Origin of the sequence: uncultured Hyphomicrobium sp. (assembly GCF_902826555.1) — a bacterium.
In the GTDB taxonomy this organism is placed as follows: Bacteria; Pseudomonadota; Alphaproteobacteria; order Rhizobiales; family Hyphomicrobiaceae; genus Hyphomicrobium_C.
The window spans coordinates 179,043-196,115 of record NZ_CADEFI010000001.1 but is presented as its reverse complement, the minus strand read 5'-3'; the positions used below and the strand labels follow the sequence as shown (position 1 = coordinate 196,115).

Annotated in this window: 12 protein-coding genes; 3 read left to right on the top strand and 9 right to left on the bottom strand. The window is 66.2% G+C overall.

What is annotated here, in order from left to right; all coding sequences use genetic code 11:
- The first annotated feature begins 92 nt into the window (after positions 1 to 92).
- Positions 93 to 431 carry a hypothetical protein gene (locus tag QZV93_RS00915; RefSeq protein WP_295555177.1) on the top strand — a complete coding sequence of 113 codons (339 nt, stop codon included), beginning with the start codon at positions 93 to 95 and terminating at the stop codon, positions 429 to 431.
- Positions 432 to 440: 9 nt separating this feature from the next.
- On the opposite strand, the gene QZV93_RS00910 is transcribed toward QZV93_RS00915, so the two are convergent.
- The 3 genes from QZV93_RS00910 to QZV93_RS00900 all read right to left on the bottom strand — a co-directional run bounded on the left by QZV93_RS00910 (position 441) and on the right by QZV93_RS00900 (position 5,139).
- Entirely contained in the window at positions 441 to 1,250 is an 810-nt protein-coding gene (locus tag QZV93_RS00910) for an outer membrane beta-barrel protein (protein WP_295555175.1), read from the bottom strand.
- A 115-nt stretch (positions 1,251 to 1,365) separates the two neighbouring features.
- Complete coding sequence (gene mfd, locus QZV93_RS00905) at positions 1,366 to 4,845, bottom strand: transcription-repair coupling factor (RefSeq protein ID WP_295555174.1); 3,480 nt, start codon at positions 4,843 to 4,845, stop codon at positions 1,366 to 1,368.
- Between the two features lie 30 nt (positions 4,846 to 4,875).
- Complete coding sequence (locus tag QZV93_RS00900; protein WP_295555173.1) at positions 4,876 to 5,139, bottom strand: succinate dehydrogenase assembly factor 2; 264 nt, start codon at positions 5,137 to 5,139, stop codon at positions 4,876 to 4,878.
- A gap of 234 nt (positions 5,140 to 5,373) precedes the next feature.
- On the opposite strand from QZV93_RS00900, the gene recG reads away from it, so the two are divergent.
- Positions 5,374 to 7,488: an ATP-dependent DNA helicase RecG gene (gene recG, locus QZV93_RS00895; protein ID WP_295555171.1), complete on the top strand. Its 2,115-nt coding sequence runs from the start codon at positions 5,374 to 5,376 to the stop codon at positions 7,486 to 7,488.
- An 18-nt stretch (positions 7,489 to 7,506) separates the two neighbouring features.
- Here recG and QZV93_RS00890 read toward each other — a convergent pair whose 3' ends face one another.
- The 4 genes from QZV93_RS00890 to glmU form a co-directional block, all read right to left on the bottom strand.
- A complete protein-coding gene (locus QZV93_RS00890; RefSeq protein ID WP_295555169.1) occupies positions 7,507 to 8,331 on the bottom strand; it encodes a DUF502 domain-containing protein in 825 nt (274 codons plus the stop codon).
- Between the two features lie 103 nt (positions 8,332 to 8,434).
- Entirely contained in the window at positions 8,435 to 10,063 is a 1,629-nt protein-coding gene (locus QZV93_RS00885) for an SPOR domain-containing protein (RefSeq protein ID WP_295555168.1), read from the bottom strand.
- 106 nt (positions 10,064 to 10,169) lie between these two features.
- Positions 10,170 to 11,990 (bottom strand): glutamine--fructose-6-phosphate transaminase (isomerizing), encoded by a 1,821-nt coding sequence (gene glmS, locus QZV93_RS00880; RefSeq protein ID WP_295555166.1) that lies wholly within the window; start codon positions 11,988 to 11,990, stop codon positions 10,170 to 10,172.
- Between the two features lie 127 nt (positions 11,991 to 12,117).
- A complete protein-coding gene (glmU, locus tag QZV93_RS00875) occupies positions 12,118 to 13,476 on the bottom strand; it encodes a bifunctional UDP-N-acetylglucosamine diphosphorylase/glucosamine-1-phosphate N-acetyltransferase GlmU (protein WP_295555164.1) in 1,359 nt (452 codons plus the stop codon).
- A 323-nt stretch (positions 13,477 to 13,799) separates the two neighbouring features.
- Here glmU and QZV93_RS00870 point away from each other — a divergent pair, with 323 nt between their 5' ends.
- On the top strand, positions 13,800 to 14,639 hold the full coding sequence (locus QZV93_RS00870) for a hypothetical protein (protein ID WP_295555161.1): 840 nt from the start codon (positions 13,800 to 13,802) through the stop codon (positions 14,637 to 14,639).
- 82 nt (positions 14,640 to 14,721) lie between these two features.
- On the opposite strand, the gene QZV93_RS00865 is transcribed toward QZV93_RS00870, so the two are convergent.
- Both QZV93_RS00865 and QZV93_RS00860 read right to left on the bottom strand, forming a co-directional pair.
- The gene (locus QZV93_RS00865) at positions 14,722 to 15,744 is read right to left on the bottom strand and encodes a neutral zinc metallopeptidase (RefSeq protein WP_295555159.1); all 1,023 of its coding nucleotides are present in this window, start codon (positions 15,742 to 15,744) and stop codon (positions 14,722 to 14,724) included.
- 558 nt (positions 15,745 to 16,302) lie between these two features.
- Positions 16,303 to 17,058 (bottom strand): glucose 1-dehydrogenase, encoded by a 756-nt coding sequence (locus tag QZV93_RS00860; RefSeq protein WP_295555158.1) that lies wholly within the window; start codon positions 17,056 to 17,058, stop codon positions 16,303 to 16,305.
- Positions 17,059 to 17,073: the final 15 nt, after the last annotated feature.

The following is a 17,073-nucleotide window of genomic DNA, read 5'->3' as shown; positions in this document are numbered from 1 at the left end:
CGAGCGGAAAGGCTAGGAAAGCGGTCACGCCGAGCCGTTTTTTCGACGGCTTCAAAGCGGCAACCAAATCAATTGCGTATGAGGGTCTTTCGATGCTTCAAGAGCTTACGCAGTATCTCGTCGATCACCCGGTCATTCTGACGGCATTGGGAGCCTTCGCGCTGCTGGCTCTGATCGGCGGCTGGTATGTGGTCTCCCACCATCTCCATTCCGTCCTGGTGACGCTACTCTGCGCTGCGGGCTTCGTCTCCGGCATCCTGGTCTTTCACCGAGGCTACCAGACCGACTTGCGCGACCTGCAATACATCGGCGCATTCCTGATCGTCATCTTCCCGCTTGTCTATCACCAGGCCATCCGCGTCGCGAAAATCGCTTTCGGCGGCGAGGAGCCCCCGATTGCCAAGGGTCACGCCCGGCGCGCCCGCGTCTAGTCGCGCCGCTTAATAGCGATAGTTGAGGCCGATGCGCGCGAGGTGGATATCGAGATCGGCATCGACGCGCATCGTCTGCGCGAAAGCGGCGGTATTGCTGACCGGAACGGCGACAGTCATCGAGCCGAAATCGAGATAGAGATACTCCGCCTTGATCGACCAGCGCTCGTCGAGCTTCCACTCGCCGCCGCCGCCGACGGTCCATCCGGTCAGGACATCGGAGCTGCTGCCCGATCCGGCACCGCCCGGAAAGGTCACGTCGACCGCGTTGTCGCTATAGCTGCTTGAGAAGTCGAGTTCGGTGAAGGCGACGCCGGCCGTCGCATAGAGCAGAAGCTGCGGCGCGGCCACATAGCCAAGCTTGCCCCGCAGCGTGACGAGCCAATCCGTCGACATGCTCTCGCCCAGCGCGTACGTCGTGCCGAGGAACGGGAACGGAAACACGCCGGCCCGATCAATGGACTTGCCGAGATCCAACGCGCCGAAATCAGCTTCGCCGCCAAACACGATGCTGCCGGATTGCCAGTTGTAGCCGCCTTGAATGCCCCCGGTGAATCCGCTGTCCGAGAGATCCCCTGATCCGCTTCTCGCAACGTGGGTGCCGTTTACGGACGACGTGCTCGACTGTTCGCAGAATGTCCCGTTCGCGCCCACCGGCACGCAGCCGGGATCCGTACCGAAGTTTGACGAGCCGCGCGCGACACCCGCATTGACACCCACGTAGCCGCCCGCAAACCCCGAAGACGGATCGGCACGCACGGGTGTGCCAGCGGCTAGAACGACAGTCGCAATCCCGATCGCAAGCGCGATGGCCTTCATGCCGCGTTTCCCCACCTCGGACGCGCACGCATCGAATCGCTTGGAAACTATAGACCCTCGGACCACCCGGCCCAAATAGTCGCTGGACGGAACGTCGCCGTGCCGCCGTCCGCACTTAGGCAGCCTTGGCGCCTTTGGCGGCAATCTCAGCCAGCGCGGCCACCAGACCGCGCACACCCTTGAATCGCGTCTCGGGCTGATCCCACTCACCCCGGAAGACGAGCTTGTGATCGGGCTGCAGCTTCGCGAGCCCGCGTGAGGCCTGCAGGAACTGCGCAAGCCCCTGCGGATTGGGAAATGCGTTGCGATGGAAGCTGACGACGGCACCTTTCGGCCCGGCGTCCACCTTGGCGATGCCGGCCGCCCGGCACAGGCCTTTGATCTCCATCACGTCGAGCAGGTGATCGACCTCCGCCGGTAGCTCGCCGAAGCGATCCACCAGCTCGGCCGCAAACGAGTCGATGTCGGCCCGTGTCTCGAGCGCCGAAAGCCGCCGGTAGAGCCCGAGCCGAAGTTGCAGGTCGGCGACATAGGTCTCCGGGATCAGCACCGAGAGGCCGATGGCGATTTCGGGGCTCCACCTGTCGTCCGCTTCACCGAGATCGCCGCCCTTCATGGCCGCGACCGCCTCCTCCAGCATCGACTGATAAAGCTCGAAGCCCACCTCGCGGATATGCCCGGATTGCTCCTCACCGAGCAGATTGCCCGCGCCACGAATGTCGAGATCGTGAGAGGCAAGCGAGAACCCGGCCCCGAGCGTGTCGAGCGACTGCAGCACCTTGAGCCGCTTCTCCGCGCCTTCCGTCAGCGCCTGACCCGGCGGTGTGGTGAAATAGGCATACGCGCGCCGCTTCGAGCGCCCGACGCGCCCGCGCAGCTGATAGAGCTGCGCCAGCCCGAACATGTCGGCCCGGTGCACGATCAGCGTATTGGCGTTCGGCACGTCGAGGCCGGACTCGACGATAGCCGTCGAAAGCAGCACGTCGTACTGCCCCTCGTAGAACGCCGTCATGATGTCCTCGAGCTCGGATGGTGCCAGCTGCCCGTGGGCCCGCGCCACCTTGAGATGCGGCACCGCCTCGGCCAGGAACTCGGCCACCTCGTCGAGATCGGAGATTCGCGGCGCCACGTAGTAGGTCTGCCCGCCACGGTCCCGCTCGCGCTTCAAGGCGTCGATCAGAATGACGGGATCGAACTCGGAGATGTACGTGCGCACGGCGAGCCGGTCGACCGGCGGCGTCGTGATCAGCGACAGCTCCCGCACGCCGGTCAGCGCCAGCTGCAGTGTGCGCGGAATGGGCGTCGCCGACAGCGTCAGAACATGCACGTCCTCGCGCAGCTGCTTCAGGCGCTCCTTGTGGGTGACGCCGAAGTGCTGCTCCTCGTCGATGACGAGCAACCCCAATCGCTGGAACTGGATCTGCTTGCCGAGCAGGGCATGCGTCCCCACCACCACATCGACCGTACCGTTCTTGAGTCCGTCTTTCACCTCGGTGAGATCCTTGGCGGCGACGAGACGCGAGGCCTGCGCCGTCTTGATCGGCAGTCCCTTGAAGCGCTCGTTGACCGTGCGCGAATGCTGCCGCGCGAGTAGCGTCGTCGGCACCACGATCGCCACCTGCAGACCGTTCATCGCCGCGACGAACGCCGCCCGCAGCGCCACCTCGGTCTTGCCGAAGCCCACGTCGCCGCAAACCAGCCGGTCCATCGGTCGCCCCGACTGCAGATCCCCGAGCACCGCATCGATACTCGCCGCCTGATCTTCCGTCTCCTCGTACGGGAAGCGGGCCACGAACTCGTCGTAGGAGCCGTGTGGCGGCGCCAGCACGGGTGCTTCCCGAAGCTGACGCAGCGCCGCAATCTTGATCAGCTCGGAGGCCATCTCGCGCAGGCGCTTCTTGAGCCGTGCCTTGCGCGACTGCCACGCTACGCCGCCAAGCTTGTCGAGCTGGGTATCTCCGTCGTGCGAGCCGTAGCGCGACAAAAGCTCGATGTTCTCGACCGGCAGATAGAGCGTGTCGCCGCCCGCATACTTGAGCTCGAGACAATCATGCGGCGCGCCGAGCGCCGTGATGGTCTTGAGGCCATGGAACCGGCCGATGCCGTGATCCGCATGCACGACGAGGTCGCCGACGGAGAGGCTCGTCGCCTCCGTCAGCACGTCCGCCGCACGCTTGGCCTTGCGACGCGGACGCACGAGCCGGTCGCCGAGAACGTCCTGCTCGGCGACGACCGCCAGCTCCGGCGTCTCGAACCCTTGCTCGAGGCCGAGCACGGCGAGCGCCGTCACGCCGGGTTCGAGCGCCAGCGCATCGGCATAGCCCTCGACCTTCGCCTGCGCCTTGAGCCCATGATCCGACAGAAGAGAGGAAAGCCGCTCGCGCGCTCCCTGCGTCCACGCCGCCACGATCACCCGCCGATGCGAGGCCTGAACCTGCTTCACATGTGCAACTACGGCATCGAACACGTTGGAGTCCGGGTTCTGCCGCTCGGCCGCGAACGAGCGCCCCATTTTTCCGCGCCAGGGACGGATGCCGTCACCGTCGGCCATCTCGAACGGCGTCAGCCTCACGACCTTGTGCGGCGCGAGCGCCTTCTTCCATGCTTCCGCGTCGAGAAACAGGCTGTCCGGCGGCACCGGCTTGTAGGGCGGCGCGCCGAAACGCTCGGACTCGAGCCCTTCCGTGCGCGCGAGATAATGCTCCGACACCTGCTCGAAGCGGCTCTTGACGGCGTCATCCACGAGGTGGTCGAAGCTGATGGCCGCATCACCCATATAGTCGAGCAGCGTCTCGAGCGTGTCGTGGAACAGCGGCAGCCAATGCTCCTGCCCCGAGTAGCGGCTGCCATGGCTGACCGCCTCGTACAGCGGATCGTCTCCCGTCGCGCCGCCGAACAATTCAACGTAGCGCGAGCGGAAAAGCGCCGTCGCCGCCTCGCCGAATGCCACCTCCGAAACCGGCATCAGCACCAGCTTGCGCAAGGGCTTCGCCGTCCGCTGCGTCTCTGCGTCGAACCCCTTGATGCTCTCCAGCGTGTCGCCGAAGAAATCGAGCCGGACCGGATTCTGCCGCCCCGGCGGAAAGAGATCGAGGATGCCGCCGCGCACCGCAAACTCGCCCTGCTCCATCACCGTGCCGGTTCGCGTATAGCCGGCCAGCGACAGCCGTGCGACGAGCCGGTTGAGGTCCACCCGCTGTCCGGGGGCGATGCTCTTCATCGCATTGCGGATGAACGCCCGCGGCAGTACGCGCTGCAAAGCTGCGTTGACAGTCGTCAGCACCACCAGCGGCTCGCTGCGGCTGGAGAGCGCCAGCCGCGAGAGAGCCGTGATCCGCTTAGCCACGATCTCCGCATTGGGACTGACGCGGTCGTACGGCACCGTATCCCAGGCCGGGAACGGCACCACGCGCACCTTGGGCGCAAAAAAGCGGAGCTGCCCTTCGAGCGCCTCGAGACGCCGGTCGTCGCGCGCGACGTGCACCAGGATGCCGGACTTCGCCCCGTCGGCCGCCTCCTCGACGAGGCGCGCGAGCACCAGGGCATCGAGCCCCTCCGGCACGCCCGTAAAGATGAGATCCGCCCGCTCGCTCATGGAAAGTGTCGTCCTCGTTATGCCCGCCGCTCAAACGAGCCCGTGAAACTTGCGAATGTCGGCCACCACATCCGAGAACTCGCCTGCCGACTCACGCGAAGGCCCAAGCAGCCACGACTGGAGCTCGGGATCGGTCACCGCCAGGAATTGCTCGAAGCGCGAAAGATCGGCGTCCGACATGCCGGCAAGGTGCGCGTCCGCAAAACGCCCGACCAGAAGGTCGAGCTCCTTGGTGCCCCGGTGCCCGGCGCGCCACGCCGCGCGCTTGCGCCGGACTTCGATATCCTCGCTCATGACGGAAAACCGTTTCGGGCCTGAGTGCTTCCGGAAAAAGGCCAAGCGATTTTCCGGCCTGAAGCACGATAGAAGCGAAAACAGACGGGCGGCGCTTTGCCAAGCCCGTCGTGAGGTGTCATATAGCGCCCTCCACGGGCTCTGTCAGCCCGCCGGAAGAGCAATTGCAGATTCCGCGTCGCCGCAGGTGCGCTCGAGGCCAGTCCACAAGCAACGGCAGTTCTCCGGACGATCATGCGGCCCCCAGAGCTAACCCCCCTGTTTGCGTCGGCCGATGTCCTCAAGGGCGTCGGCCCCCACGTCATGACCCTCCTCAAGAAGGCCCTGCGCATGCCGCCCGGCATCACCCAGCCGCGCGTCATCGACCTGCTGTGGCACCTGCCGACCGGTGTCATCGACCGCCGGGCCGAGCCGACCGTCGCCGCGGCCATCCCCGGCACCATCGCCACGCTCAAGGTCAGGATCCTGAAGCACAAGGCCCCGCCGCGCGGTAACACCAAGGCGCCCTACAAGGTTGCGACCGAGGACGAGACCGGCCGCCTCGACCTCGTCTTCTTCCGCGCCCAACGCTCGTTCGTCGAGCGTCAGTTGCCGGTCGGCGAGGAGCGCTACGTCTCGGGCCGTGTCGAGCGCTACGGCGAGACGTTGCAGATGGCGCATCCCGACTACATCGTCGCCCCCGAGGCCAGGGCCGACCTGCCGCTGCTCGAACCCGTCTACCCCATGACCGCGGGGCTTTCCGGAAAGGTGTTGCTCAAGGCGGAGCGGCAGGCGCTCGACCGCGCGCCCGTTCTCTCCGAATGGCAGAATGCGCCTTGGCTGAAAGAGCGCGGATGGCCATCGTTCCATGACGCCCTGCGCCGTCTCCACCATCCCGACGATGCCGCCGACGTTTCGGCCGGCAGCACGCCTCTGCAGCGCCTCGCCTACGACGAGCTGCTGGCCAATCAGCTCGCGCTCGGCATTGTGCGCGAAAGCTTCAAGGCCCAGCGCGGCCGTCCCGTGAAAGGCGACGGACGGCTGCGCGAGCGTATCGCCACGGCCCTTCCCTTCTCGCTGACGAACTCTCAGCGCACCGCCCTGAAGGAGATCGAAGCCGACATGGGCGCACCGCGCCGCATGCTGCGCCTGCTGCAGGGCGACGTCGGCTCCGGCAAGACCGTGGTCGCGCTCCTCGCCATGACGACCGCGGTCGAAGCGGGCGCCCAGGCCGCCCTCATGGCACCGACCGAAGTTCTGGCCCGCCAGCACGCCGAAACCATCGCCCCCCTTGCCGATGCCGCGGGGTTGCGCGTCGGCCTCTTGACGGGTCGCGAGAAAGGCCGCCCGCGCGACGAGCTTCTGGGCCGCCTCGCATCCGGCGAGATCGACATCCTGATCGGCACCCACGCGCTCTTTCAGGACGACGTCGTATTTCATGATCTCGCCTTCGCCGTCATCGACGAGCAGCACCGCTTCGGCGTCCACCAGCGCCTGGCGCTGCAGACCAAGGGCGGCGACGGCGGCGCCAACATGCTGGTGATGACGGCGACGCCGATCCCGCGCACGCTGCTCATGACGCATTACGGCGACCTCGAGGTTTCAAAGCTCACCGAGAAGCCGGCCGGCCGCAAACCGATCGTCACCAAACAGATCTCGAACACCCTCATCGAGAAGCTGATCGCACGCATCAAGGCGCAACTGGCGGAAGGCGCTCAGGTCTACTGGGTCTGCCCGCTGATCGAAAGCTCGGACGTCTCCGATCTCGCCGCCGCCGAGGAGCGCCACGCCCATCTCACACAGGTGCTGGGCGAGGGCGTCGGCCTCTTGCACGGCGGCATGAATGCGGCTGCCAAGGACGCCACCATGGCCGCATTCGCCGACGGCAACCTCAAGGTCCTCGTTGCCACCACCGTCATCGAGGTGGGCGTCAACGTCCCGAACGCCAACATCATGGTCATCGAGCACGCCGAGCGTTTCGGCCTCGCCCAGCTCCACCAGTTGCGCGGACGCGTCGGCCGCGGCAGCCGCGAAAGTTTCTGCATGCTACTCCATGCCGAGCCCCTGACGAAGACCGCGCAGGAGCGCCTTGCCATGATGGAAGAGACCGAGGACGGCTTCCTGATCGCCGAGAAGGACCTGGAGCTGCGTGGCGGCGGCGAGGTTCTGGGCGCCCGCCAGAGCGGCGACGCCGAATTCCGCGTCGCGGGTGGAGCCAACTACGCCGAGCTCTTGTCTGCGGCGCACGACGACGCGCGCATGATCCTCGCCTCAGACCCGAGCCTCACCACCGCGCGCGGCGAAGCGCTGCGGCGTCTGCTCTACCTTTTCGAGTGCGACGAGGCGATCCGTCTCTTCCGCGCCGCCTAGCGTCGGTCGCAATCAGGATTACGATGACGAGGGTGGCGGTGGCGTAACGACAGGCGGGCGTTTCGTCTCCGTGCGCACCGCACGCTCCGCAAGCTGCTTCAGGCGCGCTTCGTAGTCCGGCACCACGATCCCCGCCGAGATGACGATCTTCGCCGCATCCTCGACGCTCATCTTGAGGAACGTCACATCACGCCGCGGCACGAAGCAGATGAAGCCCGTCGGCGGTACGATGCCCGTCGGCATGAAGACGGTGAGCAGCTCATCCTCCCCGCCGGGTTGCACAACGGAGATCTCGCCCTTGGTCTCGCCGGTCACGAACACGATCGACCACAATCCCTTGGACGGAAACTCGATTAGCCCGACCTTCTGGAAGCCATGCTGCGTGCTGCTCGCCGTCGCCGACACGAGCGACTCGAAAAACTGCTTCAGCGCCCGGTAGACATTGCGCACGATCGGCATGCGGTCGAGCGCCATCTCTCCGAAGGAGATCAGCGACCGCCCGAGCAGGTTGGCGGCCAGTGCGCCCGTGAGCGTCAGGAACACGATACCGAACAACAGCCCGATGCCCGGCACCGCGAACGGCAGGTACGTATCGGGGAGGTAGACCACCGGCACGAACGGCTTCAGCCACGCATCCGTGACGTTGATCACCCACCAGATGATGTAAATCGTGAGCGTCACGGGCCCCACGATGATCAGCCCAGTGAGGAAGTAGTTTCTGAGCCGCGCGCCAATTCTAAGCGGCGCGCTGTCGTCCGCCGCCAGCAGCTGGAGGCCGGCCGAAAGAGCGGCGCTGTCGTCACCGCTCTTTGGCGGCGTCTTGCCGGAAGGATGGTCGGTCATCGTACGGCCATCGTGGAGCCGCCCGGGCGTCCCGTCAACTCTGCGGGGCGAAACCGGGCCGCGGCCTCTGCCATAAGCCGGGACTGCTCCCGGACGGCTAGCGTTACTGGGTAACCACGAGACAATCGAAGCCCTGGGGCTTCAGCGTCTTGCAGAGCTGGCCCGGCTCAGCCGCATCGGCGTAGGGACCGAGCCGCACGCGATAGAACGTGCCCATGCTGCCAATGACCGCCTCGTCGATCTCCGGCGTCACCATGCCGTCCCGCACCGGCTGGTACCCGTTGAGGGTCTGCGCCAGGCGCTCGGCCTCCTCGCGTGAGCGCACGGCGGCGACCTGAAGCTTGTATTTGCCGGCCACGCCCGTCGCTGCCGTCTTGACGGCCGCAGCCTGCGGGGGCGAAGCGTCCGCGGAAGCGCTTGCCGCACCCCAGGGAAGCGCATCCGGCTTCGAAGGAGGCGGCGAGTCAGGCCCGCGCTGGACCATCGATGACGTCTGCGCCGTGACCACGGTCGTATCGGGGCCCCATTGTCCGGGGTGCTCGGTCGAGCCGGTCGTCACCGCGGCGCTACCGCTTTGCGCGGAAGCACCGGAACTGCCGCCGAACATGTTGCCGAAGAAGTTGCTGACGGCCGTGCCTGTGCCCTCGAGCGGGTTCGAGATCGAGGAGGCCTGAGGCGCGGACGCGTCGGCCTGCACGCCCATCGGATTGATGCCGGCCGTCTCATGTGTTGGAGCATACCCCATCGACGGGGCGGCGACCGGAGCGGCGCTCGACGGAGCAGCGGGCGCGTAACCGGCCGAAAGCTGCTGCGCGGCAGACGCCTCGGCCGCAGCCGCCGTCTGCGTGTCCCAGCTGGAATGCGAAGCAGCCGCCGGAGCAGCCGCATCCGCGACCGGCCCCTGAGTCACCGTGATCTGCGCCGTACCGTCAGCCGCTGGCGGTGTTGGCTGGGCGCTGGCGTCAGCCGGCGGCGAGGAGGGCGACAGGAAACTCCAGAACGACGACTGCGAGCCCGCCTCAGCCGTCTGCGCGGTTGTTGCGCCCGGGGCCGCCGCCGGTTGCGCCGGCTGCGAGGATCCTGTCAGCGACGGCAGGGACGGCATCGAGAAATTGTTCCAGAACGACTGCGGCTGGACCTGCACGATCTGGGCCCCGGATGCCGGAGTAGCTGCGGCCGGCGTTGCCGGCGTCTTCGGGCTTTGATCGAGAGGTGCAGCGCCGATCGGCGGCGGCGTGTCACCGAGCCCGGCCTCGCGGTAGGCGAGCTGACGCTCCTCTGCGACCTTGGTCTTGTCGGATTCGGAAAGACCGCCCTTGAGCCACATGGCCGTCGTGAGATCGGAAATCGCTTGCGCCGGCTTGCCGAGACGACGCGACGCCGCGCCGCGCAGATAAAGCGCCCGCGCCATCTGCGAGTTGGGAAGGCCGCCACCGGCGAGCGCAACCGAGAGCTGCTGCTCCGCCCCCGCCATATCGCCGGCGTCGAATGCCTTGGTGCCTCCGGCATAGGCGCGCTGCGCCGCGGCCGTGTCCACTTGCGCCGGTGCTTCGCTCGTTTTTTTTGCCTGCGATTTCTTGGTTTGGGCAAAGGTGCCGTCGGCGCACGGCAGGGCTCCAAGGACCACGGCCAAGGCCGCGGCGGCCAGCCACGTCCCCCGGCCCGATCCACGATAGGCCGGCGTGCTGCCCGGGCCCTTTCGGCCCGCACACCCGTGCGTCGCATTCACCATGCGCTCTATTCCCTGCCCCTGGTCAAAAACGCAGCACCCCGCGATGGTTTAAGTCAAACACAGGGAAGAGGCAAATCCAGGGCGATACGGTGACCCCCTTATCCCCTCATTCCACCGTGACCGACTTGGCGAGATTGCGCGGCTGATCGACGTCCGTCCCCATGAATACGGCCGTATGATAGGCCAGAAGCTGGACCGGAACGGCATAGATCAGCGGATTGGTCAACGCATGGGCCTTGGGTGCCGTGATATGGGCCGCCAGCGCACACCCGATCTTGTCGGGATTCGCGTTGGAGATCAGGATGATCTGCCCACCCCGTGCTGCCACTTCCTGGACGTTCGAAACGGTTTTCTCGAGTAGATCGTCCTCCGGCGCCACCACGATCACCGGCACGTTCTCGTCGATCAGCGCGATCGGCCCGTGCTTGAGCTCTCCGGCGGCATAGCCTTCGGCGTGGATGTAGGAAATTTCCTTGAGCTTGAGCGCCCCCTCGAGTGCCAGCGGGTAGCTCGACCCTCGCCCGAGATAAAGCACGTCCCGGGCCTTCGAAAGCATCTGCGCCAGCTCGACGAACTGCTCCTCGTCGCGCAGCATCGAGGAGATCAGGCGCGGAACTTCGACCAGTGCCGTGACCAGCTCCTGCTCGAGCGCCTCGTCGATTGTGCCGCGCGCCTTGCCCAGCGCGATGGCGAGGCAGGCGAGCGCCGCTAGCTGACAGGTGAACGCCTTGGTCGACGCGACGCCGATCTCTGGCCCTGCAAGCGTCGGCAGCACCGCATCGGACTCGCGGGCGATTGTCGACGTGCGAACGTTGACGATGGACGCGATGCGCTGCCCGTTGGCACGCGCATACCTGAGCGTCGCCAGCGTATCCGCCGTTTCGCCGGACTGCGACACGAAGAGCGCCAGCCCCCCTTCGGGCAGCGGCGCCTCGCGATAGCGCAACTCGGACGCGACGTCGATCTCGACCGGAAGCCGCGCATAACGCTCGATCCAGTACTTGCCGACCAGACCGGCATAGTAGGCCGTGCCGCACGCCGAGATCGTCACCCGCGAGATCTTGGTCAGATCGATGCCGAGATCCGGGAAATTCACGCGCCCATTCGCCATGTCGATGTAGTTCGACAGCGTGTGGCTGATGACATCCGGCTGCTCGTGGATCTCCTTGGCCATGAAGTGGCGGTGATTGCCCTTGTCGACGAGCAGCGAGCTCGCGACCGACTTGATGAGCGGACGCTTGACGCATTCCCCGGCGCGGTCGAACACCTCGACCCCCGAGCGGCGCATCACCGCCCAGTCGCCTTCCTCGAGATAGGTGATCGCGTCCGTGAAGGGCGCGAGCGCGATGGCATCGCTGCCGAGATACATTTCCCCGCGGCCGTGTCCGATGGCGAGCGGGCTCCCCTGCCGGGCCGCGATCATGAGATCGTCCTCTCCGGCGAAGATGATGCCGAGCGCGAAGGCGCCCTTGAGCTTGCCGAGCGCCGCCTTGACCGCATCGATCGGCCCGCGCCCCCCCTGCATCTCCTCGGTGACGAGGTGCACGACGGCTTCGGTATCGGTGTCCGTCTCGAAGGTGTGTCCTTTGCCGGTCAGCTCGGCCTTGAGCTCGCGGAAATTCTCGATGATGCCGTTGTGAACCACCGAAACCTTGGCGCTCATGTGCGGATGCGCATTGCGCTCCGTCGGCCGCCCGTGGGTTGCCCAGCGCGTATGCCCGATCCCGGTGCGTCCGGTGAGGGGCTCCGTCAACAGTCGTGATTCGAGATTGCGGAGCTTGCCTTCCGCGCGGCGCCGCTCGAGGTGTCCGTTCTCGACCGTGGCCACGCCCGCGCTGTCATAGCCCCGGTATTCGAGCCTCCGCAGCGCGTCGACGAGATCCGTCGCCACGGGTTTGCTGCCGAGAATGCCGACGATGCCACACATTCGTGGAACCTTTGCTATGCGGAGGAAAGGAGGAACCCTAGCAGGAACAGTTTGATTGCCTACGAAACGGCGCGCACCCTTTCAAATCAAACAATATGTCGAATCTTAACCGTTCCTAATCCCGTCTTTACTTGTTTGCGGCCGCCTTGCGCCGAGCCATCAAGGTGCGGAACTTCTCGGCCCAGCCCGGCCGCTCCTCCTGCACGCTCCGCTCGAGCGCCAGCGCCCCCGGAGCCACGTCCTTGGTAATGACGCTGCCCGAGCCGATGTAGGCGCCGGCTCCGACTTTGACCGGAGCCACCAGCGCCGTGTTCGACCCAACGAACGCGCCCTCCCCGACCTCGGTCTTGTGCTTCAGGAAGCCGTCGTAGTTGCAGAAGATCGTCCCCGCGCCGATGTTGGCCTTGGCGCCGACGGATCCATCTCCGAGATAGGACAGATGATTGGCCTTGGCCCCGTCGCCGAGCGCGGCATTCTTGACCTCGACGAAGTTTCCGACGTGCACGTCACGCCCCAGCACCGCGCCGGGCCTCAGCCGCGCGAACGGGCCGACACGCGCGCCGGCACCGACCCGCGCCCCTTCCAGATGCGAGTTGGCCTTGATCTCGGCGCCGTCCTCGACCGTGACCCCGGGGCCGAAGAATACGTTGGGCTCGATCACGACGTCGCGCCCGAGCACGGTGTCGAACGCGAGCCAGACCGTTTCCGGCGCAATCAACGTCGCCCCCTCGGCCATCACGCGCTCGCGTGCGCGGCCCTGCCAGATCGCCTCGGCGGCGGCAAGCTCGCGGCGCGCGTTGACGCCGAGCACCTCGTCCTCGTCGCACACGACGACGGCCGCGCGCCCTCCTCCGGCCCGCACGATCTCGACGGCATCCGTAAGATAGAACTCGCCTTTGGCGTTGGCGTTGCCGATCTTGCCGAGCACCTCGAGCGGGTTCTGCAACCGGAACGCCATCACGCCCGAGTTGCAGAGCCGGATAGCAAGCTCGGCGGCGGTCGCATCCTTCGCTTCGCGGATGGCAGTGAGCGTGCCGTCCGTCGCGGTGACGAGGCGGCCGTAGCTCCCAGGATCGCGCGCCTCGAAGCCCAGCACGGCGAGCTGCGCACCACGGTCCAATTCGCCGATCAGCATGCGAATGGTCTCGGCCCTGAGAAGCGGCGTGTCGGCATAAAGCACGAGAAGATCGCCGTCATGCCCCGCAATGGCATCGCGTGCCGCGAGCACCGCGTCGGCGGTCCCGAGCTGGTTCTCCTGCACGTAGACGGAGGCATCGCGCGCCCCCGCCAGCGCCTCTTTTCTGACGCTGTCCATGCCCGGGCCGACAACCACCGCCAACTTGTCGCCACCGACGGCCTGCGCCAGCGCCAGCACGTGGCCCAGCATCGAGCGCCCCGCGATGCGATGCAGCACCTTGGGAAGATCGGAACGCATGCGCGTTCCCTTGCCTGCGGCAAGGATGACGGTGAGCAACGATCGGCTCATGGGAGGATCCTGGGCTGGAACGATCTGCCGAACGGGATACGGCGGCTATTCGAAGGAAACGCGACAGGTGAGCGAATCCGCCGAGCAAGCTATCGCCCCCCATCCCGGATCGCAAATGGGACCGGGCCGGACCCGGCTCCGGAGACCCGGCCGATATCCCCAGATCGTCCACAGTTGCATCAGCCCGCACGTTGACCCTCCGGGGGCGACTCAGACACCACCGTAGGAGGGTTGAGGTCGCCTCGCCCGGACCGCGGGGCAAGCCGCGCCCCCGGATCGAGCGGTAAGAGGCCTCCATAGCAGTAGGGTCCGGAAAGCAAATCATGACCGAGAAAAGCTTCCCGCAGCCGAGTTCGCCGCACGTGACGGTGGGCGGCAGGCTGACGAAATATTCGCTCCTTTGGGTGGCGGCCGCGTTCGCCTCGATTCTCTATCTGATCTTGCTCGCTACCCAGCCCAGCATGGTCGCGCGCTTCCTCGGCGCAGGCCCGAAAACGGCGGAAAACGAGGCCACGCAGAAGGCGATCGGCGAAACCACCGCCGAAGTGCGCGCGCTCCGCGACACCGTCGACCTGTTCCGAAACGAGCTGATCGAGATCCGCGCCCAAGTCTCGAGCCAGACCGACGCCACGCGCGACCTCACGAGCCGCGTCGCCACGCTCGAGACCGTGCCGGCCGAGCCGCAGAAGATCGCGGCCGCCGATCCGCAGGCCAAAGCCAAGGAAGCCGCCGCCGCCAAGAAGGCAGCCAAGGAGGCGGCCGCCAAGGAGGCCGCCGCCAAGAAGGCGGCTGCAAAGCCCGAGATCGAAACCGGGAGCGTCGCCCAACCGGCGGCGGGCGCCATCACCTTCGGCGCGCCCACGGTCACCCACGCCAATGCGCCGGCCGAGGCCAACATCGGCGGCCAGGTCGGTGTCCAGATCGCCACCGGCCCCTCGGTCGACAGCCTTCGTCTGAGCTGGACGCTTCTCAAGGAGCGTCACGGCGCCGGCCTCAACGGCTTCGAGCCGCGCTATACGACGGACATGTCGGGCTCCGAGCAGACCTACGATCTGATCGTTGGCCCCGTCGCCTCTGCGGACGAGGGCAAGAAGCTCTGTCAGGAGCTGGCGATGAAGGGGACGCCCTGCGCCGTGAGCCGCTTCACCGGCGACGCGCTCTAACGCTCCCTACTCGCCCTCGGAAACAAAAAACCCCTCTCGCCAAAGCGAGAGGGGTTTTTCTTTGTCGGAACGCTCGGCGTGCCTAAAGGTCACCCGAGTTGAAGGTGTCGCACGCCTTCATCTCACCCGACTTGAAGCCGCGCGTAAACCAATCGACGCGCTGCTTGGCCGAGCCGTGGGTGAAAGCATCGGGCACCACCCGCCCCTGCGTCCGCTTCTGAATCATGTCGTCGCCGATCTGGCTCGCCGCGTTGAGCGCCTCGTCGATGTCGCCATCCTCGAGGCGGCTCTTGAGCTGATCGTTGAGATTGGCCCACACGCCCGCAAGGCAGTCCGCCTGCAGCTCCATCATCACCTGGATCCGGTTGCCCTCGCGCTCGTCCACCCGCGACTTTGCCCGCTGCACCTGATCGGAGATTCCGAGCAGCGTCTGCACGTGGTGGCCGACCTCGTGCGCGATGACATAAGCCTGGGCAAAGTCACCCGGCGCGTTGAAACGCCGCTTCAGCTCGTCATAGAACACGAGGTCCACGTAGACCTTCTGATCGAGCGGACAATAGAACGGCCCCATGGCGGACATGCCGGTGCCGCACGCCGTCTGCGTTCCGCCCGAGAACAGCACCAGCTGCGGCTCCTTGTACTTCTTGCCGAAGCTCTCGAAGACCCGGTTCCAGACGTCCTCCGTATCCGCGAGCACACGCGAAATGAAGACCTTCATCGCGTCCTCCGACTTGGGGACTTGCTGCGCCTGTCCACCGCCGGGCTGCTGCGGCTGCTGTTGAGCGGAAGGCTCCGATCCCGGCAGCCCCGGAATATCGAACGGATTGCGCTCGCTCGTGCGCCGCGGCGCCTCCTGCTGCTGGGGAAGCTGAATGTCGGGGAAACCCTGACCGCCGCCGAGAAGAACCTCGAGCGGATTGATGCCGAAGAACAGCATGATCGCGCCGAGGATCAAGAGCGTCGTGAAGCTCATTCCGCCCTTGCCGCCGATCGGAATCTGGATGCCCCGCCCTCCGCCTCCGCCCGGAAAGCGGAAGCCGCCACCGCCCTTGCCGCGGCGGTCGTCGACGTTGTTGCTCTGGCGGTCGTCGTCTTCATAGCGCATGGAGGCACCCGTGTTGGTTCTCGTCGGTGAGAACATAGCTCTAGAGGCAGCAAAAGTGCCAGTCGTTTGCAAGAGCCGGCACAGCTCGTGCCATCCTTATAGGCACTCTGCGCCAAAACTTTGGACCGCTTTAGCCTCCGTGCGACGACGCAGGTGCAGCATGACAAGCGAGCGCCCTGAGCTATCACGACTTTCGCGAAGCCCATCGCCTTGGCATGGCGATTGCTGAGAAATCGAGACGCGCTCGATCGCCGATCGGGCGGCAGGGATCACTCGCCTTCGCGCCGGATCCATTGCCGCTGACGTGACCGGAGTGCTAGATCGTGCGACCTCGCCGGGGGGCGGGGCATCAGAGGTCATGGAGGGGAATGTGCTGCGACCGCTTCCACCGTTTCGCGTCAAGCCGCTGAGAAAGGCGCTCGTACCGAAGCAATCGAGCGAGCCCCGCAAGGATGCGGACGAAATCTCCGTCAAGGCACGCCGCCAACCGGTACGGGTGGGACGCCTCAATGCAGCGCCATCGCTCAAAATCCTGGGCCGAAGCCCGCACGCCTGATCTCAGAGACCGGCCGTCATGCCGCCGTCGACGGCCAACTCCGCGCCGGTGACGTAGGCTGAGTCCTCGCTCGCGAAGAACAACGCCGCCCGTGCGATCTCCTCGGCCGTGCCGAAGCGGCGCATCGGCGTCTTGTCGAGCAGCGCTTTGGCGACGAGCGGATTTTTGAGAAACCGCTCGGTGAGCGCCGTGTCGATATAACCCGGCGCCAGCGAGTTCACGCGGATACCGTACGGCGCATACTCGACGGCCAGCGCCTTCGTCAGCGCCGTCACGGCGCCCTTGGTTGCGGAATAGCCGGCGAGCTGCCGCAATCCGCGCTGGCCCATGATCGACGACACATTGATCAGCGAACCGGCGCCCGAAGCCTTGAGAAGGGAGAACGCATCGCGCGCGATGCGCACCACGCCGTCGAGGTTCACTTCCCGGATCTTCACCCAGTCCGCGTCCGTCAGATGCCGGAAATCCGCCCGCACGTTGAGCCCGGCATTGTTCACCACCACGTCGGCGCGGCCGAACGCCCGCTCGACATCGCGATAGAGCGCCGTCACATCCTGACCGCGCGAAACGTCCACTGTCATGGCCGTCGCCTTGAGACCCTGCCCCTTGAGGTCGTCCGCAACTGCGACGGCGCTCTCGCCGTTGACGTCGGTGACGTAGACATGCGCGCCTTCGGCGGCGAAAAGGCCCGCGATCGCGCGGCCGATGCCGGCCCCCGCTCCCGTCACGATGGCCACCTTGTCATTCAATCGCGTCATTGCGTCTCTCTATTC